The organism is Marinobacter sp. NFXS11, assembly GCF_040148675.1.
In the GTDB taxonomy this organism is placed as follows: Bacteria; Pseudomonadota; Gammaproteobacteria; order Pseudomonadales; family Oleiphilaceae; genus Marinobacter.
Genome location: NZ_JAGDDV010000002.1, coordinates 655,953 through 679,348, shown reverse-complemented (window position 1 = coordinate 679,348; position 23,396 = coordinate 655,953). Strand labels below are relative to the sequence as shown.

At 56.8% G+C, this 23,396-nt stretch carries 20 protein-coding genes; 19 read left to right on the top strand and 1 reads right to left on the bottom strand.

The window, feature by feature from the left end:
- Window positions 1-194 precede the first annotated feature (194 nt).
- From J3362_RS12140 to J3362_RS12130, 3 genes are read left to right on the top strand one after another with little or no spacing between them, the layout of a single operon-like run.
- A complete protein-coding gene (locus tag J3362_RS12140; RefSeq protein WP_349520008.1) occupies window positions 195-755 on the top strand; it encodes a DUF3833 domain-containing protein in 561 nt (186 codons plus the stop codon).
- A gap of 38 nt (window positions 756-793) precedes the next feature.
- Window positions 794-1,888, top strand: a complete 1,095-nt coding sequence (locus J3362_RS12135) for an efflux RND transporter periplasmic adaptor subunit (RefSeq protein ID WP_349520006.1) — start codon at window positions 794-796, stop codon at window positions 1,886-1,888.
- A gap of 3 nt (window positions 1,889-1,891) precedes the next feature.
- Complete coding sequence (locus J3362_RS12130; protein WP_349520004.1) at window positions 1,892-5,038, top strand: efflux RND transporter permease subunit; 3,147 nt, start codon at window positions 1,892-1,894, stop codon at window positions 5,036-5,038.
- Between the two features lie 12 nt (window positions 5,039-5,050).
- Here the strand turns inward: J3362_RS12130 and J3362_RS12125 are convergent, their stop codons facing one another.
- Window positions 5,051-6,316 carry an EAL domain-containing protein gene (locus tag J3362_RS12125; RefSeq protein ID WP_349520002.1) on the bottom strand — a complete coding sequence of 422 codons (1,266 nt, stop codon included), beginning with the start codon at window positions 6,314-6,316 and terminating at the stop codon, window positions 5,051-5,053.
- A gap of 228 nt (window positions 6,317-6,544) precedes the next feature.
- On the opposite strand from J3362_RS12125, the gene J3362_RS12120 reads away from it, so the two are divergent.
- From J3362_RS12120 to glmS, 16 genes are all read left to right on the top strand, one after another.
- Window positions 6,545-7,843: an MFS transporter gene (locus J3362_RS12120; protein WP_349520001.1), complete on the top strand. Its 1,299-nt coding sequence runs from the start codon at window positions 6,545-6,547 to the stop codon at window positions 7,841-7,843.
- Window positions 7,844-8,182: 339 nt separating this feature from the next.
- The gene (gene mnmG / locus J3362_RS12115; RefSeq protein WP_349519999.1) at window positions 8,183-10,069 is read left to right on the top strand and encodes a tRNA uridine-5-carboxymethylaminomethyl(34) synthesis enzyme MnmG; all 1,887 of its coding nucleotides are present in this window, start codon (window positions 8,183-8,185) and stop codon (window positions 10,067-10,069) included.
- 9 nt (window positions 10,070-10,078) lie between these two features.
- Entirely contained in the window at window positions 10,079-10,723 is a 645-nt protein-coding gene (gene rsmG, locus J3362_RS12110; protein ID WP_349519998.1) for a 16S rRNA (guanine(527)-N(7))-methyltransferase RsmG, read from the top strand.
- A 50-nt stretch (window positions 10,724-10,773) separates the two neighbouring features.
- Window positions 10,774-11,568: a ParA family protein gene (locus J3362_RS12105; RefSeq protein ID WP_008172572.1), complete on the top strand. Its 795-nt coding sequence runs from the start codon at window positions 10,774-10,776 to the stop codon at window positions 11,566-11,568.
- A 60-nt stretch (window positions 11,569-11,628) separates the two neighbouring features.
- Window positions 11,629-12,504 (top strand): ParB/RepB/Spo0J family partition protein, encoded by an 876-nt coding sequence (locus J3362_RS12100; protein WP_349519995.1) that lies wholly within the window; start codon window positions 11,629-11,631, stop codon window positions 12,502-12,504.
- Window positions 12,505-12,776: 272 nt separating this feature from the next.
- A complete protein-coding gene (locus tag J3362_RS12095; protein WP_008172578.1) occupies window positions 12,777-13,175 on the top strand; it encodes a F0F1 ATP synthase subunit I in 399 nt (132 codons plus the stop codon).
- A gap of 19 nt (window positions 13,176-13,194) precedes the next feature.
- Window positions 13,195-14,067, top strand: a complete 873-nt coding sequence (gene atpB, locus J3362_RS12090; RefSeq protein WP_349519993.1) for a F0F1 ATP synthase subunit A — start codon at window positions 13,195-13,197, stop codon at window positions 14,065-14,067.
- A gap of 75 nt (window positions 14,068-14,142) precedes the next feature.
- Window positions 14,143-14,400: a F0F1 ATP synthase subunit C gene (gene atpE, locus J3362_RS12085; protein ID WP_012138088.1), complete on the top strand. Its 258-nt coding sequence runs from the start codon at window positions 14,143-14,145 to the stop codon at window positions 14,398-14,400.
- 69 nt (window positions 14,401-14,469) lie between these two features.
- A complete protein-coding gene (locus tag J3362_RS12080; protein WP_008172587.1) occupies window positions 14,470-14,940 on the top strand; it encodes a F0F1 ATP synthase subunit B in 471 nt (156 codons plus the stop codon).
- 15 nt (window positions 14,941-14,955) lie between these two features.
- A complete protein-coding gene (locus J3362_RS12075; protein WP_349519992.1) occupies window positions 14,956-15,492 on the top strand; it encodes a F0F1 ATP synthase subunit delta in 537 nt (178 codons plus the stop codon).
- Window positions 15,493-15,520: 28 nt separating this feature from the next.
- Window positions 15,521-17,065, top strand: a complete 1,545-nt coding sequence (atpA, locus tag J3362_RS12070) for a F0F1 ATP synthase subunit alpha (RefSeq protein WP_349519990.1) — start codon at window positions 15,521-15,523, stop codon at window positions 17,063-17,065.
- Window positions 17,066-17,140: 75 nt separating this feature from the next.
- Window positions 17,141-18,004: a F0F1 ATP synthase subunit gamma gene (atpG, locus tag J3362_RS12065; RefSeq protein WP_104321065.1), complete on the top strand. Its 864-nt coding sequence runs from the start codon at window positions 17,141-17,143 to the stop codon at window positions 18,002-18,004.
- Window positions 18,005-18,059: 55 nt separating this feature from the next.
- The gene (gene atpD, locus J3362_RS12060) at window positions 18,060-19,454 is read left to right on the top strand and encodes a F0F1 ATP synthase subunit beta (RefSeq protein ID WP_349519988.1); all 1,395 of its coding nucleotides are present in this window, start codon (window positions 18,060-18,062) and stop codon (window positions 19,452-19,454) included.
- Between the two features lie 47 nt (window positions 19,455-19,501).
- Complete coding sequence (locus tag J3362_RS12055) at window positions 19,502-19,924, top strand: F0F1 ATP synthase subunit epsilon (protein ID WP_349519986.1); 423 nt, start codon at window positions 19,502-19,504, stop codon at window positions 19,922-19,924.
- A 148-nt stretch (window positions 19,925-20,072) separates the two neighbouring features.
- On the top strand, window positions 20,073-21,437 hold the full coding sequence (gene glmU, locus J3362_RS12050) for a bifunctional UDP-N-acetylglucosamine diphosphorylase/glucosamine-1-phosphate N-acetyltransferase GlmU (RefSeq protein ID WP_349519984.1): 1,365 nt from the start codon (window positions 20,073-20,075) through the stop codon (window positions 21,435-21,437).
- A 30-nt stretch (window positions 21,438-21,467) separates the two neighbouring features.
- A complete protein-coding gene (gene glmS, locus J3362_RS12045; protein WP_349519983.1) occupies window positions 21,468-23,300 on the top strand; it encodes a glutamine--fructose-6-phosphate transaminase (isomerizing) in 1,833 nt (610 codons plus the stop codon).
- The last annotated feature ends 96 nt before the right edge of the window (window positions 23,301-23,396 follow it).

The following is a 23,396-nucleotide window of genomic DNA, read 5'->3' as shown; positions in this document are numbered from 1 at the left end:
TTGCCTGTTGTTTTACGCCAATACCCGGGCACTGCCATTGACGAAAAGCGCCGGGCAGACTGTCAGAATGGACAATTGGCCGAGATGACGTAGATGACCCTGTGGATTCCGGGTAATGATCGTAAAAGACGGTTGCGACGTATTTCCTTGCGCCCAAGAGCCCCCCATATTCCTGTTTAGAGAGTGTAAAAGTCATGCAAAGCCTGTTTACTGAGATATCGAAACGCCTGTCGACACCTATACTCTGTGTATTGTTTTCGGCACTGCTGCTCAGTGGCTGTGCCAGCCCGTCGCTTGAGGATTATGCAGACCGTAAACCCGAGCTGGTCCCTGAAGAGTTCTTCACCGGCGAACTTTCCGCCCGGGGCGTGGTCAAGAATTTCTCCGGTGAGGTGATTCGTACCTTTGATGCGGATATCAGCGCGTCGTGGGATGATGAGGGTGTGGGCACCCTGGATGAGGTGTTCCGCTTCAATGACGGCGAAGTGCAGACCCGGGTGTGGACCTTGACGCCGACCGACGACGGGTATCATGCCGACGCTGGTGATGTGGTTGAACCCGGAACCATGCGCTGGAGCGGTAACGCCATTCATATGAATTATGTCCTTCGCGTGGCCTACGGTGACGGTACGCTGGATGTGCGGATGGACGACTGGATGTATCTGATTACACCCGACACGCTGATCAACCAGACCACTATGAGCAAGTGGGGAATCGACGTGGGCGAAGTGGTTCTGGTCATCCAGAAAAAGTAACAGACGACTAACCAAGACCCGGAATATCTGGAAATCCTATGTGGAAGCAGTGGTTGATTGCGTTGGTGCTGGTGGCTGTGGCTATCGGCGGCGCCTTTGTGTATCAGAACCTGGACGACGGCGATGCCGCCCAGGATGGCCGTGAGCGTCCCGCCAGCGCGGTGAATACCATGCTTCCGCAGATGGAGACGGTGCGGGATGTGGTCAACGCCGTTGGCAGCCTGAACGCCCTCAACGCCGTGGAACTGACCACGGAAGTCAGTGGCCGGGTTGTGCAACTGAATCTGGAAACTGGCCGTCGGGTGGAGCAGGGTGAGGTGCTGTTGCGACTGGACGATCGCCAGGCCCGGGCGGATCTTCAGGTGATCGAGGCACAACTGGCGGACGCTGGCCGGCAGTTCGAGAGAGCACAGCGATTGCGCTCCAACAACAGCATTTCCCAGTCCCAGGTGGATGAGTTGAGAACGGCCGTCGATGTGGCCGAGGCCCAGCGACAGGCGGCACGGGTACGTCTGGAAAATCACCGGATTGAAGCGCCGTTTGCCGGCGTGGTCGGATTGAGTGACATCAGCGTCGGGGCCTACATCGCCGCTGGAACCTCGGTGACCACCCTGGACACCACGGACCGTATGGAACTGGGCTTTTCGATTCCGGAACGTTTTCTGGGGCAGGTGAGTCTCGGGCAGCAGGTTCGCGGCGCATCGCCGGCCTACCCGGACCGGCAGTTTTCCGGTCAACTGGTAGAGTTGGGTTCCCGGGTTAGCGAGCTGAGCCGGTCGCTGCCGGTCAGGGCACTGATCGACAACCCTGATGGCCTGCTGCGGCCCGGGCAGTTTATGTCCGCCACGCTGACGCTTCGGGAACGGGAAGCATTGGTGATCCCGGAACAGGCGGTGATGATCCGAGGCGATGAACAATATGTGTTTGTGGCTGAAGACGGCGTCGCCCGGCGGGTTTCAGTCAACCTGGGTTCGCGTATGCCCGGGTTTGTGGAAGTGTCGAAGGGTTTGAGCCAGGAAGATCCGGTGATTGTGACGGGTCAGGACCGGCTCAGCAGCGGGGACCGGGTTCGGGTATTGGAAGACGACAAAGCCATTCCCGAGAACCGTTTTATCTCTGCCAGGGAGTCCTGATCGGTGGTCCTCTCTGACATTTCCATCAAGCGGCCGGTATTTGCGACGGTTCTCAGTCTTCTGATCGTGGTGTTCGGCCTGGCCGCCCTGATGGGGCTTCCGGTGCGGGAATACCCGGATATCGATCCACCCGTAGTCTCCATTTCCACCGACTACACCGGTGCGGCGGCCGAAGTGGTGGATACTCAGATTACCCAGGTGATCGAGGGTGCCATCAGCGGCATCGAGGGTATTCGCTCCATCGAATCGTCCACTGAGCAGGGCGAATCCCGAACCAGCATCGAATTTACCACGGCCCGGGATGTCGACATTGCCGCCAATGATGTGCGCGATGCGGTGTCACGGGTGGCTAACCAGTTGCCGGACGAAGCGGATCCGCCCGTCGTGCGTAAAGCGGATTCCGATGCACGCCCCATGATGTGGGTTACCCTGCGCAGTGATGTCTGGGACAGCGCTGAGCTGAGTGACTTTGCCGACCGGGTTCTGGCGGACCGGCTCTCAGTACTCGACGGTGTTGCCGACGTGCGTATCGGTGGCGAACGGCGCTATGCCATCCGGGTCTGGCTGGACCGGGAACGTCTTGCGGCCCGGGATATCACCGTGTCGGAAGTTGAACGGGCGCTGCGTGCCAACAACGTCGAGTTGCCGGCCGGATCGGTGGACTCGTCCACCCGCAATTTCACGGTTCGCGCCGAAGGTCGGCTGTCGAATGTGGAACAGTTTCGGGAACTGGTAATCCGCCGCGACGGCAATGATCTGTTGCGTCTTGGCGAAGTGGCCAATGTCCAGATGGGGGTGGAGTCGGATGTCAGCCGCCTGCGCGCGAACGGCCAGACCGCCATCGGTATGGGGGTCATCCGTCAGTCCAAGGCCAACACGGTGGCCGTTTCCGATGCGGTCCGCGCCGAGCTCGAGAAAATTCGCGAGACCCTGCCGCCGGAAGTCACCATCGCGGAAAGCTATGACGAATCCATCTTCATCCGGGCCTCCATCAAGGAAGTGGTAACCACGCTCGCCATCGCGGTGTCTCTGGTTATCCTGGTGATTTTCCTGTTCCTGCGTTCCTGGCGCGCCACTCTGATTCCTGCGGTGACTATTCCGGTTGCGGTGATTGGCGCCTTTATCGGTCTGGGTTTTCTCGGTTTTTCCATTAACGTGCTGACCCTGCTGGCGGTGATTCTGGCCATCGGCCTGGTTGTGGACGATGCCATCGTAATGCTGGAAAACATCCAGCGTCGGATTGATGAGGGTGAGCCGCCATTGCTTGCCGCCTATCGTGGCGCAAAACAGGTCGCGTTTGCCGTTATTGCCACCACGCTAACCCTGGTGGCCGTGTTTGTGCCGATCTCGTTCATGGGCGGCAACATTGGCCGGCTGTTTGCCGAATTCGGTTTTACCCTGGCGGCGGCAGTGGTGTTTTCGAGCCTCGTTGCCCTGACCCTGGTGCCGATGCTGTGTTCCAAGTGGCTCAGGCACAGCCACGAATCGGCAGAAGGGCATCGTCTCTGGGCGGCCAGCGAAAAGGTCCTGAATGGCCTGACCAATGGTTACCGCAGGCTGTTGGAGTTTTCCCTGAGGCAGCCGGGCTTGTTACTGGGCCTGGGACTTGTCGGGTTGGTCATTGCCGCCGTGGTGTATCCGAAATTGCCTCAGGAGTTGGCGCCGACCGAAGACCGTGCCGTGATCATCATGCCCACCAGCGCACCGCGAGGCTCGACGGTTGAATACACAGATCACTACGTGCGCCAGGTGGAAGAGTCATTGCTGCCGTATCTGGATGAGGGCATAGCCAATCGCCTACTCTCCATCGTTGGATTCCGGGATGAAGAGGACAATGCGTTCCTGATCATGGGCCTGGTGCCCTGGGAAGAGCGGGAGATCAAGCAGCAGGAGGTGACCAGCGAAATCCGCAAGAAGCTGGCCGACGTGTCCGGCATACGTACCGTGGCCGTAAACCCGCCCGGTCTGGGCCAGCGCGGGTTCAGCCAGGCAGTCGAGTTTGTGGTGGCCGGTCCGGATTATGAATCAGTGCAGGCCTGGAGCCAGGAGATTGTGGAGCGGGCCAAGCAAAACCCGAATCTGGAGAATCTGGATACCGACTTCGAGCTGACCCGGCCGGAGCTGCGGGTGAATATCGACCGGGAGCGGGCCGCGGATCTGGATATTACGGTAGAGGACGTGGGCCTCACCTTGCAGACCATGCTGGCTTCCCGGCAGGTAACCACTTACATCGATCGTGGCCGGGAATACGACGTTATTATTCAGGCGGAAGACGCTAACCGGGCAACGCCTGAAGACCTGGGCCAGATTTTTCTGAGGCCCCGGGAGGGCGGTAACCTGATTCCATTGCAGGCACTGGTCTCCGTGCAGGAAATCGGCGCCAACCCGGACCTCCGCCGCATCGACCGCCTGCCCGCCGTGGTGATCAGTGCGTCTCTGGCGGATGGTTACGACCTGGGCTCGGCCTTGAACTACCTGAACAACCTTGCTGTGGATAACTTGCCGCCGGAAGCCCGCGTCAGCTACAAGGGCCTCAGTCGGGAATTCCAGGAATCCTCGGCCGCGATCTACGTTACCTTTGCCCTGGCGTTTGTCATCGTGTTCCTGGTGTTGGCCGCCCAGTTCGAAAGCTGGATCCATCCGTTGATCATCATGTTGTCAGTTCCGCTGGCGGTGACCGGGGCTCTTCTGGCGCTCTGGTGGACGGGGATCAGTCTCAATATTTACAGCCAGATAGGCATCATCATGTTACTCGGCTTGATGGCCAAGAACGGGATACTGATAGTGGAGTTCGCCAATCAGCTCCGGGACAAAGGCTATGAGGTTCGGGAAGCAATTCTCGAGGGCGCCTGCTTGCGCTTCCGGCCGGTACTGATGACAACCATATCGACGATTTTCGGAGCCGTGCCCCTGGTGATTGCAACTGGCGCGGGTGCAGAGAGCCGGGCGGCCATTGGCATGGTGATTCTGGGCGGCCTCATCTTCGCCACCACGCTGACCCTGTTCATCATTCCGGTGCTCTACAACCTGTTGGCACGGTTTGCCAAATCTTCCAATGCGGTGGAAAAAGAACTGGAACGCCAGGCATCCGGACAGGCTGGTGGCACGGGATTGGCCGCCGCCCCGCAGAAACGCGCCGACGATTTCTGACCAACCGGATGATTACAGGGTGGCCGGGAACTCCAGCTGGCCGCCAAACATCTCATCCGGGTGTATGTCGACACAGAAGACCTGTTGCCCCGGCAGCATTGTCGAGAGGGTGACGGTTCGTTTGGCATCCGGCAGACCGACATAGGGCCGGCAGCTGCTGATGTGCTGGGGCCGTTCCAGAGCATTCCGGAAGTACTCCCTGTGGGTCCATTGGGCGCCGGCGGAATGATACAGCGGATTGAACTTTCCGCGATGAATGTCCGGATTGGCGCGGGCAAGGTTGCCTTGCTGGATGCCCTGTGGATTGAGCAGGAAACAGCGTTTCACACCATCCACTTCCAACAGCTTGTTGCACGCGGTGCTGAACGGCAGCTCCCGGCTCAGGGAATGGCAGGCTTCGAGAATTTCGAAACGCAGAAGGCGGAAATAACTCTCCTGATCCCGTATGTCCTGAGCTGACGACTCGCTGGAATCGGCAATGATGCGTTTTAACGCCTGTTCGGTCAGTTCCGGCTCGTGTTGTTTCAGGTTGGATGGCCTTGCGAACAGGAAACCCTGCAGAAGATCGGCCTCCGTTTGCAGGGCAATGTGAGCCTGGGTGTGGTTCTCGATCCCTTCCAGAAGCACGAGACTGCCGCTTTCGCGGATCATCTTTACCAGACTTTCCAGCAGCATTCGGGCGCGACTGTTGTTCTCGGCGTTTACCAATAGGCTTCGGTCGAGTTTCACAATGAGCGGATTGATGCGCCACAGGCGCTCAAAATTGGAATCGCCCATACCGAAATCGTCGATAGCGATCTGAAAGCCGTGTGCTTTGGCCTTGAGGATGAATTCCAGAAGTGCGGCCGGGTTGTCGGATGCGGTTTCTACCAGTTCCAGAACCACCTTCTCGGGATCTATTCCGCTACGCTTGCATTGCAGAGCAAGCTTCTCCAGGGAAGCTTCAGGATGGATGCAGGTACCGGGATTGATATTCAGGAACAGCCAGACGGCCTGGGAGCTGGCCGCAAAGTTGTCCAGGTGAAGCTGCAAGAGATGTCTGTCCAGCTCCGGCGTCTGGTTATTTTCCTCCGCTTGCTCGAAAAGTTTGAACGGAGAGATGCTTTCGTTGTTCTTCCTGACCCGGACCAATGCCTCGTAGCCAACCAGTTTGCGATGGGTCGGGCTCAGGATCGGCTGGTAAACAGAACTGAAATCATAGTCGTCGATGATCTTGGGAGCCCGGGTTATTTGGGCTCCGCGATAGATGCGCCGGGGAAGTCGGACTACGCTGCTCATTGTCAGGGACCTTTATAGTGCCAATAATCCAGCCATCCTGGCCCGATGAAAAAGTGTCTGAACAAGGAGACCAAGCGAATTGCGTACCAGACGGCCAAAAATAAAGCGTTTAACTATGCTTAACCCCGTCAAATAAATGAACATGATTGCCGCTTTCTACGCTATTGCACCGGATCCGGGCAGATTTTCGGTAGCAATGCCGGCAACGCACCAAAACAGGATTTCCTGATGCCATCAAAAAGTCAGTTCCGTTTGCTTGGCCAACGCCGGTTCCTGCCGTTTTATCTGACCCAGTTCTCCGGCGCCTTCAACGACAATCTGTTCAAGAACGCCTTGCTTCTACTGATCACCTACAGTGCCGGCGGCTTGATGGGACTGTCGGTAAATGTGGTGGTTAACCTGGCCGCTTTCCTCTTCATACTGCCGTTTTTCCTGTTTTCCGGTATCGCCGGCGAGATGGCGGATCGCTATGAAAAATCCCGGATCATCCGGAATGTGAAGCTGGCGGAAATTGTCATCATGGTCGCTGCCGCACTCGGACTCTGGTTCGGCTGGTACGAGTTGTTGCTGGTTCTGCTGTTCCTGATGGGTACCCAGTCCACGTTCTTCGGTCCGGTGAAATACGCGATCCTGCCCCAGGTGTTGGCGGACGATGAGCTGGTGGGCGGCAACGGCCTGGTTGGTATGGGCACCTTTGTGGCCATACTGCTGGGCACTATTGTCGCGGGGCTGTTAATGGGCTTTGAGACGGCGGCCCGGCTGACGGCGGTTGCCGTTGTCGTCATGGCGGTGTTCGGCTATCTGGCGGCGCGCCAGGTCCCGCTGACTGAATCCGATGGTTCTGGTGTTAATGTCCGGTTTCGCCCGGTGCTTGAAACCTGGAGGCTGATGGCTCTGGCGGCTGAGCGTCGGCAGGTATTGCTGGCGGTGCTGACCATCTCCTGGTTCTGGTTTCTTGGCGCAGCCTACCTGACCCAGTTCCCCAATTTTGCCCGCACCAATCTCCTCGGTGACGAGACGGTGGTAACCCTGTTGCTGGCCATGTTCACGATTGGCATTTCCATCGGCTCCATGATGTGTGAGCGGCTCACCAAGCACCGGATTACCCTGTCGCCCGTACCCTGGGGTGCCTTGGGGCTGAGTCTGTTCGGGATTGATCTGTATTTTGCCGTTCCGGACGACCCGGTGGCCTCCACCTGGTGGACCCTGTTGACCGATCCTGTCTACCTGAGGGTGTTGATGGATCTGGTAGGCATCGGGATTTGCGGTGGTCTTTTCATCGTGCCCCTGTACGCCTTTATTCAGCACGAAACGCCACGGACCAAACGTGCCCGTATCATTGCTGCGCTGAATGTCATTAATGCGTTGTTCATGGTGGTGAGTGCCTTGGCCGGAATCGTGGTGCTCGGTGTGTTGGAGATCAGCATTCCGGGGTTTTTCCTGCTGCTCTCGCTCCTGAACGGAGTGGTGTTGTTGGTGGTCTGGCGACTTCGACGTAAAACAGCCGGAACTGTTGTGGATAATTAGTTGGACAACCTACGGAAAGCCTCTGGATGACTTTCTACGAAATATTATAAATCAACAACTTAGGTGTTTTTTTAGGGTGATTAATAAGTAGTCTTGCATGTGGATAACTTTCTTGAAAACTTTTATGAGAAGAGTGATCCAAACCCATGAAAAGCTGTGGGTTTCGGTTTTCCACTATCCATTTAGCGTGCTGAAAAGTCCCCTTTGAGTCCCAATCAGGTCCCTGCTGCTTTCAACGTGGTACGTCTCTGGTTAAAATTTGCACATCCTGACTGCAATTTCCCGGGTGAAGCGTTATACTCGCCGCCCGATTTTATCCCCCGATTTCCGAGGTGAGCTGTGGATTTTCCGACCCGTTTCGATGTCATTGTCATTGGTGGTGGCCATGCCGGTACCGAGGCCGCGCTGGCGGCTGCACGCATGGGTTCCCAAACCCTGCTGCTGACCCACAACATTGAGACTCTGGGCCAGATGTCCTGTAACCCGGCCATTGGCGGCATTGGCAAAAGCCATCTGGTGAAAGAAATTGATGCCCTCGGTGGCGCCATGGCTGAAGCCACCGACAAGGCGGGTATCCAGTTCCGGGTACTGAACAGCCGCAAGGGTCCGGCTGTACGCGCCACCCGTGCCCAGGCTGATCGCGTTCTCTACAAGGCGGCCATCCGCCATACCCTGGAGAGCCAGCCGAACCTGACCTTGTTCCAGCAGGCGGCGGACGACCTGATTGTCGAAAACGACCAGGTGACCGGTGTCGTGACCCAGACCGGTATCCGCTTCAACGCCAGGACCGTGGTGCTCACCACCGGTACCTTCCTCGGCGGTGTTATCCACATCGGTATGCAACACCATGCCGGTGGCCGTGCCGGTGATGCACCGGCCAATGCACTGGCCCAGCGTCTGCGGGAACTGCCCTTCAACGTTGGTCGTCTGAAAACCGGTACGCCGCCACGGATTGATGCCCGGTCTGTGAATTTCTCGGTGATGCAGGAGCAGTGGGGTGATGACCCCACGCCGGTGATGTCGTTTATCGGCAGCCGTAGCCAGCACCCGGAACAGGTGTGCTGCTATGTGACCCGAACCACCGAACAGACCCACGATATTATCCGCAGCGGTTTCGACCGTTCGCCGATGTTTGCCGGCAGTATTGAAGGCGTGGGTCCCCGCTATTGCCCGTCTATCGAGGACAAGGTGAACCGGTTTGCCGACAAGGATTCCCATCAGATCTTTGTAGAACCGGAAGGACTCACCACCAACGAGCTCTACCCAAACGGCATTTCCACCAGCCTGCCGTTCGATATCCAGTTGGCGGCGGTGCGTTCGATTCCCGGCTTTGAAAATGCCCATATCACCCGGCCGGGTTACGCCATCGAGTACGATTACCTGAATCCCCAGGACCTGCGCCATACCCTGGAAACCAAGTTCATCCAGGGCCTGTATTTCGCTGGCCAGATCAACGGCACCACCGGTTATGAAGAAGCGGGCGCCCAGGGCCTGCTGGCGGGAATCAACGCTGCCCTGCGGTCCCAGGAAAAAGACGAGTGGTACCCGCGCCGCGATGAGGCTTACCTGGGTGTTCTGGTGGATGACCTGATCACCATGGGCACGTCCGAGCCCTACCGTATGTTTACCAGCCGCGCCGAGTACCGCCTGATCCTGCGCGAGGACAACGCCGACCTGCGCCTGACCGAAACCGGTCGTAAGCTCGGTCTGGTGAATGACGAGCGCTGGCACAAGTTCAATGACAAGCGTGAGGCGATCGCCACCGAGCGCAGCCGCCTGGAGGCTACCCGGATTCACCCGAACACCGAGGCCGGTGAGCGGGCCAACGGATTTCTCAAACAGCCGATGACCCGGGATCAGTCCCTGGCGGAACTGCTGCGTCGCCCCGAGATTGTCTACAACCACATCGCCGAGATTGGTGCCGAGCAGGCCGATGATCCCGTGGTCGCGGACCAGGTGGAAATCGAGATCAAGTACGAGGGCTACATTTCTCGTCAGACCGACGAAATCGAGCGGCTGCGAAAAAATGAAAACACCGCCCTGCCGGTGGATCTGGATTACGATGTGATCGGCGGCCTGTCCAACGAGATCAAGCAGAAGCTCAAGACCGTACGGCCGGAAACAGTGGCCCAGGCCTCACGCATTCAGGGCGTGACTCCGGCGGCGGTGAGCCAGATTCTGGTACATCTGAAGAAGCGCGATCTGCTGCGCAAACAGTCGGCCTGATCTTCGCCCATGACCAAGTCACTCTGGCACGGCCAGCTCCGGGACGGACTGGCCACAATGGGCCTGTCCCTGGATGAGGATCGGCAGGAAAAGCTGTTGGCTTTCCTGGGCCTGCTCAACAAATGGAACCGGGCGTACAATCTCACGGCGGTTCGTGATGAACGGGAGATGGTGTCCCGGCAGCTGCTCGACAGCCTGAGCATTCTGCCCTGGGTCACTGCGGACCATCTGTTGGATGTGGGTGCTGGCGGCGGTCTGCCGGGTATTCCCCTGGCGATCGCCCTGCCCGAAAAACGCTTTACCCTGCTCGACAGTAACGGCAAGAAAACCCGATTTCTCAACCAGTGTGTGTTGGAGCTCGGCCTGGATAATGTCGAGGTTGTTCACGGGCGGGCGGAAGAATGCAATCCTCAGGAACCTTTTACCCAGATCAGCAGCCGCGCCTTTACTGCGCTCGAGAATCTGGTGAGCTGGTGCGGCGATCTGTTGGCAAATGGGGGTGAGTTCCTTGCCATGAAAGGTCAGTTTCCGGATGATGAAGTGTCTGCCCTTCCGGCTGGCTGGCAGGTAACATCCAGCCACCCCCTGGACGTACCGGGCGCCGATGGCGACCGCCATCTTCTGGTGATCGGCCGGACGGTGAATGCCCGGTAGTTTGGCAGTCCAATTTCAGAACCGCTAACCCATAAACAAGGAGCCAGGACATGGCGCGCGTGATTGCAGTGACCAATCAGAAAGGCGGTGTGGGCAAAACCACCACCTGCGTCAACCTTGCTGCCTCCCTGGCCGCCACCAAGCGCCGGGTGTTGCTGGTGGACATGGATCCCCAGGGCAACGCCACCATGGGCAGCGGTGTGGATAAAAATGCCCTGGAACTGTCCGGCTACGACATGCTGACCAAACGTGCCAGTGCCGCCGAGGTGATTATCCCCGCGGAGGCTTCCGGGTTCGATATCCTTCCGGCCAACGGTGACCTGACGGCCGCCGAAGTGGAACTGATGAACGAGATTGGCCGCGAACACCGCCTGCGCCTGGCGCTGAACACCGTTCGTGACAACTACGATTACATCCTCATAGATTGCCCGCCATCACTCAGCCTCTTGACAGTCAATGCCCTCTCGGCGGCGGATTCGGTGCTGATTCCCATGCAATGCGAATACTATGCACTGGAAGGATTGGCGGCGCTGATGAACACCGTTGAGCAGATCCAGGAAACGGTCAACCCGAATCTGCAGGTGGAAGGCATTCTGCGCACCATGTACGACCCTCGCAACAGCCTTACCCTGGACGTTTCCGGCCAGCTGAGCGAGTACTTTGGCGACAAGGTGTATCGTGCAGTGATTCCCCGCAACGTCCGTCTGGCCGAGGCCCCCAGCTATGGGGTTCCGGCCCTGAAATATGACCGCGCCTCCAAGGGTGCCATCGCCTACCTGGCCCTGGCCGGCGAAATGGTACGTCGCCACGGTTCGAAAAAGACATCCGCGCCGGTTGCGGTGTAACATACCGCCCTGTCACTCACTTAAGCACAACGATATTCAACGGGAAGAATGACTGACACCATGGCGGCGAAGAAACGAGGTTTGGGTGAACGTGGACTGGGCGCCCTGCTGGCGGGCTCCAAGGTCAATCTTGACCAGGAGCTGAAAGACCACGACGGTGAGCTCCGCGAAGTTCCCATTGATCTGATCCAGCGTGGTCGGTTCCAGCCCCGGCGTGATATGGACCCTGCCGCCCTTCAGGAACTGGCGGATTCCATTCGCCAACAGGGTGTAATGCAGCCGGTAGTGATTCGTCCCATCGCTGAAGGTCGGTACGAGCTGATCGCCGGTGAGCGCCGCTGGCGTGCCACCCAGATGGCCGGCCTGGACAGCATCCCTGCCATCATCCGGGATGTCCCCGATGAAGCCGCCATTGCCATGGCGCTGATCGAGAACATTCAACGCGAGAACCTCAATCCCATTGAAGAAGCCTTCGCTCTCCAGCGCCTGCAAGACGAATTTGGCCTGACCCAGGCCCAGGTGGCCGAAGCCGTTGGCAAATCCCGCACCACCATTACCAACCTGCTACGACTGATCGGTTTGTCTGAAGACGTTCGTATCATGCTCGAGCATGGCGATCTGGAAATGGGCCACGGCCGGGCGATGCTGACCCTGGCGCCAGAACTGCAGATGCAGGTGGCCAAACAGGTGGTGGCCAAATCCCTGTCGGTTCGCCAGACTGAAGCCCTGGTACGCCGGGTTCAACAGGAAACACCGGACAGCAAATCCCGGAAAAAGGGAGTGGTAGACCCCAACATCCGGGCGCTGCAGGACGATCTGGCTGAGCGATTGGGAGCGCGAGTGTCGATTGATCACGGGCAGCGCGGCAAAGGCAAGCTGGTGATCGAGTACAGTTCCCTCGACGAACTCGACGGCATCCTGGGCCATATCAAATAAAATCGTTGGGCTTTTGTGGGTCTTCCGACCCCCCTACGAAAGTTCGTATCTGGTTACGTACACAACATGTAGTGGTGAAAAACTGAACGGCCGTCTATTTGTGACGAAAATTGCCAAAACCCAGTTATTCCGCCGCTTTTGACCGATCAGCCGGTTCCCGGTTTTGTTGATTCGTGCACATTGAACACATATAATCTGCGGCGCTCGTGTCGGTGTATTTGCTTACTTTTTAAACGACATCGACCGAAAAGCACCGTACTTCCGGAACGAACATGACGAAGGCAGCTTCAGGCGGTATTGGCCGTCCACCCATCGCACGATGGTTTGTTATAGAGAGTGTGGTACTTGTCTTCGTCAGCCTGGCGTTTCTCTTGCGAGGCGAGGTTTCGGGTTATTCAGCGCTTCTGGGTGGACTTATCTTTCTGATCCCCCACGGTTATTTTGCGCTCAAGGCATTCCGCTACGCCGGCGCGCGGTCTGCCAAGAAGATTATGACGTCTTTTTATCAGGGTGAGGCCGGCAAGCTCATCCTGTGTGCCATCCTCTTCACGATGGTATTCAAATGGATTCAGCCGCTTGATATTGCGGCACTTTTTTTAACATTTGCGATCATGCTGGTCACCAACTGGTTGACACCGCTTCTGGCGGGCAGCAATACGCAGCAAAGCTAACTGGACCTGGGAAACCGTTATGGCAGGAAGTGCATCCGAATATATCCAGCATCACCTCCAGAACCTGACGTATGGCAAGTTGCCTGCGGGTTACGAGCGTGCCGATGGCACGATACTGCAGGAAACACAGTGGACCATGGCGCACAACGCTACAGAAGCATCCGACATGGGGTTCATGGCACTGCATGTTGATTCCCTTGGTTGGTCCGTTGCTCTGGGTGTGATTTTCCTGTTTCTGTTCCGCCTGGCTGCCAAGCGGGCCACGTCTGGCCAACCTGGCGGGCTGCAAAACTTTGTTGAAGTGATGGTGGAATTCGTCGATCAGAGCGTGAAAGAAACCTTTCACGGCAAGAACAAGGTCATCGCGCCTCTTGCCCTGACCATCTTCTGCTGGATCTTCCTGATGAACCTGATGGACCTGGTGCCGGTTGATTTCCTGCCGCAGTTGTTCCACCTGATGGGTCTGGAGTACATGAAGGTGGTTCCGACCACAGACGTGAACGTGACTCTGGGCATGTCACTGTCCGTATTCGCCCTGATTATCTTCTACAGCCTGAAGGTCAAGGGTATCGGTGGCTTCATGGGTGAGCTTACCCTGCATCCCTTCTCTTCCGACAATTTGTTCCTGAAGATTCTGCTGGTGCCGGTCAACTTCCTTCTCGAGGGCGTGAGCCTGATCGCCAAGCCGATCTCACTGGCTCTGCGTCTGTTCGGTAACCTTTACGCCGGCGAACTGATCTTCATCCTGATTGCACTGCTGCCGTTCTGGGCACAGTGGGCACTGTCTGTACCCTGGGCGATTTTCCACATTCTGGTTATCACCCTGCAGGCATTCATCTTTATGATGTTGACGATCGTGTACCTGAGCATGGCTCACGAAGACAGTCACTGATCGGACACCATTAAGCCGTAGTTCTAAACCCTAAACCCTTAAACTGAAAAACCTAACTGAAAACTGGGAGTTATCATGGAAACTGTAGTTGGAATGACCGCTATTGCCGTTGCACTGCTGATTGGCCTGGGTGCCCTGGGTACTGCGATTGGCTTTGGTATCCTCGGTGGCAAGTTCCTGGAAGGCGCTGCGCGTCAGCCGGAAATGACCCCGATGCTGCAGGTTAAAATGTTCATCGTCGCAGGTCTGCTGGACGCCGTAACCATGATCGGTGTTGGTATCGCACTGTTCTTCACTTTCGCCAACCCGTTTGTCGGCCAGATCGCCGGTTAATCGAGTCGCCAGAGCCGGGGTTTTGCCCCGGTCAGATGATTCTTAACAAAACAGGCGAGAGGTGAAGACGTGAACATTAATTTGACGATGATTGGTCAAGCCATCGCGTTCTTTATCTTTGTCGTCTTCTGCATGAAGTACGTGTGGCCGCCAATCATGGCCGCACTGCAGGAGCGTCAAAAGAAGATCGCTGACGGACTGGCTGCCTCAGACCGCGCTGCGCGCGATCTGGAACTGGCTCAGGAAAAGTCAGCTCAGGAACTGCGTGAAGCCAAGCAGCAAGCTGCTGGTCTGATTGAACAGGCCAACAAGCGTGCGGCCCAGATTGTGGAAGCATCCAAAGATGACGCCCGCAAGGAAGGCCAGAAGCTGATTGAGCAGGCCAAGGCCGAAATTGAACAGGAGCGGAATCAGGCTCGTGACGCTTTGCGTGCAGAAATTGCCAGCATTGCCGTTGCCGGTGCCGAGAAGATCCTGGAAACCTCTGTCGATGCCTCCAAGCACAACGAGATGTTGGAAAAATTGGCGGCAGAACTTTAAACGACGAGGTTCATCATGGCAGAACTGAGAACGCTGGCCCGTCCCTACGCAAAGGCAGCATTTAGTGCCGCTCAGGAGCATAAACAGCTGGCTGAGTGGTCCCAGGTGCTGACAATCGCCGGGCAGGTCACCGCGAACAAAGACATTCGACAGCTTCTCGCGAATCCGGGTCTGGAAGAGCAGAAGAAGGCTGAACTGATTCTGGAGGTCGCCGAAGATGGCGTCACCGATCAGGTCCGCAACTTTTTCGCTGTACTGGCTGAAAACCGCCGGCTGACTCTTCTTCCTGAGATTGCAGCGCTCTTCAACACGTACCGGGCTGATCTGGAGCGCACTGTTGATATCGAAGTCACCGCGGCTTTCGAGCTGACGGACGAACAGCAACAGAAGCTCGCCCAGGCACTTTCGAAGAAACTCGAGCGGCAAGTGTCACTCGCAGCGTCATTGGACAAGTCTCTTATTGGTGGTGTGATTATTCGCACCGGCGATATGGTCATTGACGCATCTGTACGCGGAAAGCTGACCAAGCTGGCCGACGCTCTGGGCTCCTGATTTCAGCACAAGGTTTGAGGATATTGGCATGCAGCAACTGAATCCATCCGAGATCAGTGACATCATCAAGAAGAGAATCGAGAAACTCGACATCTCTTCCGAAGCAAAGAACGAAGGTACGATCCTGTCGGTATCCGACGGTATCGTGCTGATCCACGGTCTTGCCGACGTTATGTACGGTGAGATGATTGAATTTGCCAACGGTACATTCGGTATTGCGCTGAACCTTGAGCGTGATTCTGTTGGTGCCGTTGTGCTGGGCGACTACGAAGATCTGGCGGAAGGCCAGAAAGTTCGTTGTACCGGTCGGATCCTGGAAGTGCCGGTTGGTCCGGAACTGATGGGCCGTGTTGTCGATGGTCTGGGTAACCCCATTGACGGCAAGGGTGACCTCGGTACCGATCTGACCTCTCCGGTCGAGAAGGTTGCACCGGGAGTTATCGCACGTCAGTCCGTTGATGAGCCAGTTCAGACTGGTCTGAAGGCGATCGACACCATGGTGCCGATCGGTCGCGGCCAGCGTGAGCTGATCATCGGTGACCGCCAGATCGGTAAGACCGCTGTCGCCATCGACGCGATCATTAACCAGAAAGACACCGGCATCAAGTGCATCTACGTTGCCGTCGGTCAGAAGCAGTCTTCCATTGCCGCCGTTGTGCGCAAGCTGGAAGAGCACGGTGCCATGGACCACACCATCGTGGTTGCCGCCGGTGCCGCCGATCCTGCAGCGATGCAGTTCCTGGCTCCGTACTCCGGTACCTCCATGGGTGAATACTTCCGTGACCGTGGTGAAGACGCCCTGATCATCTATGATGATCTGTCCAAGCAGGCCGTGGCTTACCGCCAGATCTCCCTGTTGCTGCGTCGTCCGCCGGGCCGCGAAGCATACCCGGGTGACGTATTCTACCTGCACTCCCGTCTGCTGGAGCGTGCGTCTCGTGTTAACGCTGATTATGTTGAGCAGCTGACCAACGGTGAAGTGAAAGGCAAGACCGGTTCCCTGACCGCTCTGCCGATCATCGAAACCCAGGCTGGTGACGTTTCAGCGTTCGTACCGACTAACGTAATCTCCATTACCGACGGTCAGATCTTCCTGGAAACCAACCTGTTCAACTCCGGTATTCGTCCGGCAATGAACGCCGGTATCTCTGTATCCCGGGTAGGTGGTTCCGCCCAGACCAAGATCATGAAGAAGCTTGGCGGTAACATTCGTCTGGCTCTGGCCCAGTATCGTGAACTGGCCGCTTTCGCACAGTTTGCTTCCGATCTCGACGAAGCAACCCGTCAGCAGCTTGAGCACGGTCAGCGTGTAACGGAACTCATGAAACAGAACCAGTACAGCCCGATGTCTGTGGCTGAAATGGGTACGGTTCTGTTCGCAGCCAACGAAGGCTTCCTGGACGACGTTGATGTCGACAAGGTAGTGAAGTTTGAAGCGCAGATGCTCGACTGGATGCGCTCCGAGCAGAAAGACCTCCTCGACAAGATCAACGAGAAAGGCGATTACAACGACGAAATCGCTGCCGGCCTCAAAGCTGCACTTGAGAAATTCAAGACCACTCAGAGCTGGTAAGAAAACGGGCCTGCGGCATGTGTCGCGGGCCGCTTTTCGTAGCAATGAGTGTCTAACTTGAGAAGGCAGTGAGTTATGGCCGTCGGCAAAGAAATACGTAACCAGATTTCAAGCATCAAGAGCACGCAGAAGATCACCAGCGCCATGGAAATGGTAGCTGCGAGTAAGATGCGTAAGGCTCAGGAACGCATGCAGGCGACACGCCCGTATGCCGACAAGATGCGTCAGGTGATCGGGCACATTGCCAAGGCGAATGCTCAGTACAAGCACCCGTTCATGGTCGAGCGCGAGGTTAAGCGCGTGGGCTATATCGTGGTGTCAACTGATCGTGGCCTCTGCGGTGGTCTGAACATCAACCTGTTCAAAACGCTTGTCCGTGAAATGAAAGCGTGGAAAGAAAAAGGAGTGGAAACCGATCTGTGCGCCATCGGGCAGAAAGGGGCTTCCTTTTTCCGGAGCTACGGCGGCAATGTCGTCGCGGCGTTGACCCATCTGGGGGACAGCCCGAGCTCTGAAAAACTCATCGGCAACGTCAAGGTTATGCTGGATGCGTTCTCGGAAGGCAAGATTGATCGCCTTTACGTGGTAAACAACGAGTTCGTCAACACCATGACCCAAAGCCCGAAGGTGGAGCAATTGTTGCCCCTGCCTGAGAGCGAAGACGAAGAAGAGATCAAGAACCAGTGGGATTATCTCTACGAGCCCGATGCCAGGCAGATCCTCGATGGCCTTCTGCCACGTTTTATTGAATCCCAGGTGTACCAGGGTGTGGTAGAAAATCTGGCATGTGAACAGGCAGCCCGGATGATCGCCATGAAGAGCGCAACTGATAACGCCGGTGGCATTATCGACGAACTTCAGTTGGCTTATAACAAGGCGCGTCAGGCAGCCATTACCCAAGAGATATCGGAGATTGTGAGCGGCGCGGCTTCGGTCTGATCCCGCCCACAATCCAACTGGTTTTATTGACTATCAAGATAACGAGGAACCGAGCATGAGTAGCGGACAAATCGTTCAGATCATTGGCGCGGTTATCGACGTGGAATTCCCACGTGACTCCGTACCCAAAGTATATGACGCACTGCTGCTTGAAGGTGGCGAAACAACTCTGGAAGTCCAGCAGCAGCTGGGTGACGGCATTGTTCGTACCATCGCCATGGGCAGCACCGAAGGCCTGAAGCGAGGCCTGAAAGCAGAAAACACCGGCAAGCCGATTTCGGTACCGGTCGGCACCCAGACTCTGGGCCGTATCATGGACGTTCTGGGTCGACCCATCGACGAAGCCGGCGATATCGGCGAAGAAGAGCGTTGGGCGATTCACCGTAAGGCCCCGGGCTATGCCGACCAGGCAGCGTCTGCGGACCTGCTGGAAACAGGCATCAAGGTTATCGACCTGATCTGCCCGTTCGCCAAGGGTGGTAAGGTTGGTTTGTTCGGTGGTGCCGGTGTTGGTAAAACCGTCAACATGATGGAGCTGATCAACAACATCGCGAAAGAGCACTCCGGTCTCTCCGTATTCGCGGGTGTTGGTGAGCGGACTCGTGAAGGTAACGACTTCTACTATGAAATGAAGGACTCCAACGTCCTCGACAAAGTAGCGATGGTTTACGGTCAGATGAACGAGCCTCCCGGAAACCGTCTGCGTGTGGCCCTGACCGGTCTCACCATGGCTGAGAAATTCCGGGACGAAGGCCGTGACGTACTGTTGTTCGTGGACAACATCTATCGTTACACCCTAGCCGGTACAGAAGTATCCGCACTGCTCGGCCGTATGCCGTCTGCAGTAGGTTACCAGCCGACTCTGGCCCAGGAGATGGGTGAGCTTCAGGAGCGTATTACCTCCACCAAGAACGGTTCCATCACGTCCATCCAGGCGGTCTACGTACCGGCGGATGACTTGACTGACCCGTCGCCAGCGACCACCTTCTCGCACCTGGATGCGACCGTGGTTCTGAGCCGTGATATCGCTTCCAAGGGTATCTACCCGGCGATCGATCCGCTAGATTCCACCTCCCGTCAGCTGGATCCGCTGGTTATCGGTCAGGAGCATTACGAAGTGGCCCGTGGCGTGCAGACCAACCTGCAGCGCTACAAGGAACTGAAAGACATCATCGCCATCCTGGGCATGGACGAACTGTCAGAAGAAGACAAACTGACTGTAGCCCGTGCCCGTAAGATCGAGCGTTTTCTGTCCCAGCCGTTCCACGTTGCTGAAGTATTCACCGGTTCCCCCGGTAAGTACGTTTCCCTCAAGGAAACCATCAGCAGCTTTAAGGGCATCCTGAATGGTGACTATGACGAATTGCCCGAGCAGGCGTTCTACATGGTTGGTACCATTGAGGAAGCGGTCGAGAAAGCGAAGGAAATGAAGAGCAAGGCCAAGAAGTAATTTGTGGCTGAGCACTTCTTTCCGGATCGATCAAAGAGGCAACTGACATGGGTATGACCGTGCATTGTGATGTGGTAAGTGCCGAAACAAAGATCTATTCCGGATTGGTTGAAATGCTGATCGCAGCGGGCTCTGAAGGTGACCTGGGTATTGCCCCGGGTCACACTCCCCTGCTGACCCAGCTGAAGCCGGGCCCTATTCGGATTATCAAGCAAGGCGGTGAAGAAGAAATTCTTTACGTGTCTGGCGGATATCTGGAGATTCAGCCCAATCTGGTTACCTTGTTGGCGGATACTGCGGTTCGTGCAAAGGATGTGGACGAAGCTGCCGCGCTCGAAGCGCAGAAAGAAGCCGAGAAAGCACTTGCCAATAAGACCGGTGAATTCGAGTACTCCCGTGCCGCTGCAGAGTTGGCCGAAGCTGTTGCCCAGCTTCGTACCATTCAGCAGCTGCGTAACAAAATGCGCTAAGCATTTCCGTTTCGGGTTTGCCGAACACCGAAGCCGCATCCTGAGCGGCTGGAAGACCAACGCAAAGCGTTGTGCCTCCGGCCCCAAGGGGTGCGGCTTTTTTTGTTTACTGACGATAGAGATCAAACCACAGGGAGCCTGATCCTTTATGAGCCCGCTACACGTTGTCATTCTGGCCGCCGGCCAGGGTTCTCGCATGAAATCGTCGTTGCCGAAGGTACTTCACACCCTTGCGGGAAGACCGCTGTTGCAACACGTGATCGACACCGCACACCAGCTGGGCGCAGACAAGATTCACACCGTGATCGGTCATGGTGCGACCCAGGTGCAAGAACGTATCGAGGATGATGGCATCCATTGGGTTGAACAAAAGGAGCGTCTCGGAACCGGACACGCGGTTGCTCAGGTTTTGGAACACCTCCCGGAAGATGCCAGAGTTCTCGTCCTCTACGGAGATGTACCCCTGATTCAGAAACCGACTCTTGCCACTTTGGTGAGTCATGTTGCCGTGAATAGTCTTGGCTTGTTGACCGTTACCATGGACGACCCAACAGGATACGGACGCATTGTTCGCGATGACCGTGGCAGAGTCACCTCTATCGTCGAGCATAAAGACGCAAGCATCGAACAGAAGGCGATCAGGGAGGTAAACACAGGAATTCTGGCTGTCATGGCTTCCCACCTGAAAACCTGGATCCCCCAGCTTTCAAATGAAAACGCACAGGGCGAGTACTATCTGACAGACATCATCGCCATGGCCGCGGGAGAAAAAATTGATGTAGCCGTCAACCAGCCGCAAGACTTGTTCGAGGTTCAGGGCGTGAATAACCGTGTACAGCTCGCCGAGTTAGAGCGTTGGTTTCAACGTCACCAGGCCGAACGTTTGATGCTGGCCGGCGCCTCGCTTGCCGACCCGGACAGGGTGGATGTGCGCGGCAACCTGGAAGTCGGTACCGACGTTTTCATCGACATTAATGCGGTTTTCGAAGGCAATGTGAAGATCGGCAACAATGTTCGGATTGGTCCAGGCTGTGTTATCAGGGACACGGAAGTGGGTGACGGAACCGAGATCAAGGCATACAGTGTGATCGAGAGTTCAAAAATCGGGGAGAATGGCCAGATAGGCCCCTATGCGCGTTTTCGACCCGGCAACGAGCTTGCCGCCAATACAAAGGTAGGAAACTTCGTTGAGCTTAAAAAAGCCGTGGTTGGCGAAGGTAGTAAAATTAGCCACCTGAGTTATGTTGGCGATGCCACCCTGGGTGCAAGGGTAAACGTGGGTGCAGGAACCATTACCTGCAATTATGATGGTGCAAATAAGTACCAGACAGTTATTGGGAATGGCGTTTTCGTGGGCTCTAACTGTTCGTTAGTCGCGCCGGTGACTATCGCACCGGAAGCCACCATCGGTGCAGGGTCCACCATCACCCGTGATGTAGCCGACCACGAACTGGCTGTCGCACGGGGTCGGCAGCGCAATATCGCCGGTTGGGAAAAGCCGAAGAAACACTGATACAAACGATCAACAGACAGGTAGAACAGCATGTGTGGAATTGTAGGCGCGGTTTCGGAAAGGGACGTTCAGGGTATCCTTCTTGAGGGTCTGCGCCGTCTGGAATACCGGGGATACGATTCGGCCGGTATGGCCGTAATCGGCGGCGATCACAGTGTCCAGCGTGCTCGTGAAGTGGGCAAGGTTGCGGCCCTGGCGGACGCCATGGACGCCAATCCGCTGTCAGGCCACATGGGCATTGCCCATACCCGCTGGGCAACCCACGGCGAGCCCTCTCAGATCAACGCCCATCCGCACATGTCTGGCGACCGGCTGGCTATTGTCCACAACGGGATCATCGAAAACTATCAGGAGCTGCGTGAGGAATTGCGGGCTGACGGTTTCGAGTTTACGTCCCAGACCGATACCGAAGTCGTCGCGCACCTGATTGAGAAACACTACCGCACACTGGGTAATCTCCATGATTCCGTGCGTTCGGCGATCGCCCGTTTGCGCGGAGCCTATGCCCTGGCGGTGGTACACGCCGACGAACCGGAGCACCTGGTGGTATGCCGTGAGGGCAGCCCCCTGGTCATTGGTGTGGGTATTGGCGAAAACTTCATCGCGTCTGACCAGCTGGCGCTGCTGCCAGTGACCGACCGGTTCATGTTCCTGGAAGAAGGCGATATCGCCGATATCCGAAAGGACGCCATTGCCATTCTCGACCGCGATGGCAAGGCCGTCGAGCGGGAAGTAACACGCTTCGAGCATGGCGCTGATTCCGCCGACAAGGGCGAGTACCGCCACTTCATGCTCAAGGAAATCTACGAGCAGCCGAAGGTGATCAAGGCGACCATGGAAGGCCGGGTCACCAGGACCCGGGTACTGGAACAAGCCCTCGGGACCGAGGCTGCGAACCTCCTCGAAAACGTTCGTCATGTCCAGATCATTGCCTGTGGCACCAGTTACCATGCCGGTATGGTGGCCCGTTACTGGATTGAGGAGCTGGCGGGCGTCGCCTGTTCCGTCGAGGTGGCTTCCGAATTCCGCTATCGCAAACACGTGATCCAGCAGGACACCCTGTTCCTCTGTATTTCCCAGTCCGGCGAAACCGCCGATACCCTGGCGGCCCTGCGTCAGGCGAAAAAAGCAGGTTTCCGGGCAGCATTGGCCATCTGTAACGTGCCGGGCAGCTCCCTGGTTCGCGAATCCGACCTGGTGATCATGACCCAGGCGGGACCGGAAATCGGCGTGGCCTCCACCAAGGCATTCACCACCCAGCTCACGGCATTGCTGATCTTTACCCTGGCTCTGGCCCGTCATAATGGGCTGCCCGAGGAGCAGGAAGCTGAAATCGTCGAGGCCCTCCACCTCGTGCCTGGCCAGGTCAGCGATGTGCTGGCCCTGGATGGCGAGATCGCCGAGATGTCCAAGGCATTCATGGATAAGAACCACAGCCTGTTCCTGGGCCGCGGTTCCCAGTTCCCGGTGGCTCTTGAAGGTGCCCTCAAGCTCAAGGAAATCTCCTACATCCACGCCGAGGCCTATCCTGCCGGCGAGCTCAAGCACGGCCCCCTGGCCCTGGTCGACAGCGAAATGCCGGTTGTCACTGTAGCGCCCAACAACGACCTGGTTGAGAAGCTGAAATCCAACCTGGAAGAGGTCCGGGCCCGCGGTGGTGAGCTGTTTGTCTTCGCCGATAAAAAGGCCGACGTCAAAGCGGAAGACGGCCTGCACGTGATGCAGATTCCGTCCGTGCATCCGATTACCGCGCCGATCGTGTACACGGTGCCACTGCAGTTGCTGTCCTACCATGTGGCCGTGTTGAAGGGTACCGATGTGGACCAGCCGCGGAACCTGGCCAAGAGTGTCACTGTAGAGTAGCCGCGCAGGCCAGCAAGGCCTTGATCACAGAATAAACGTTTTCTTGTATTTCACGATAATGATAATTATTATCATTATCGTGAATAAACAAGGAGA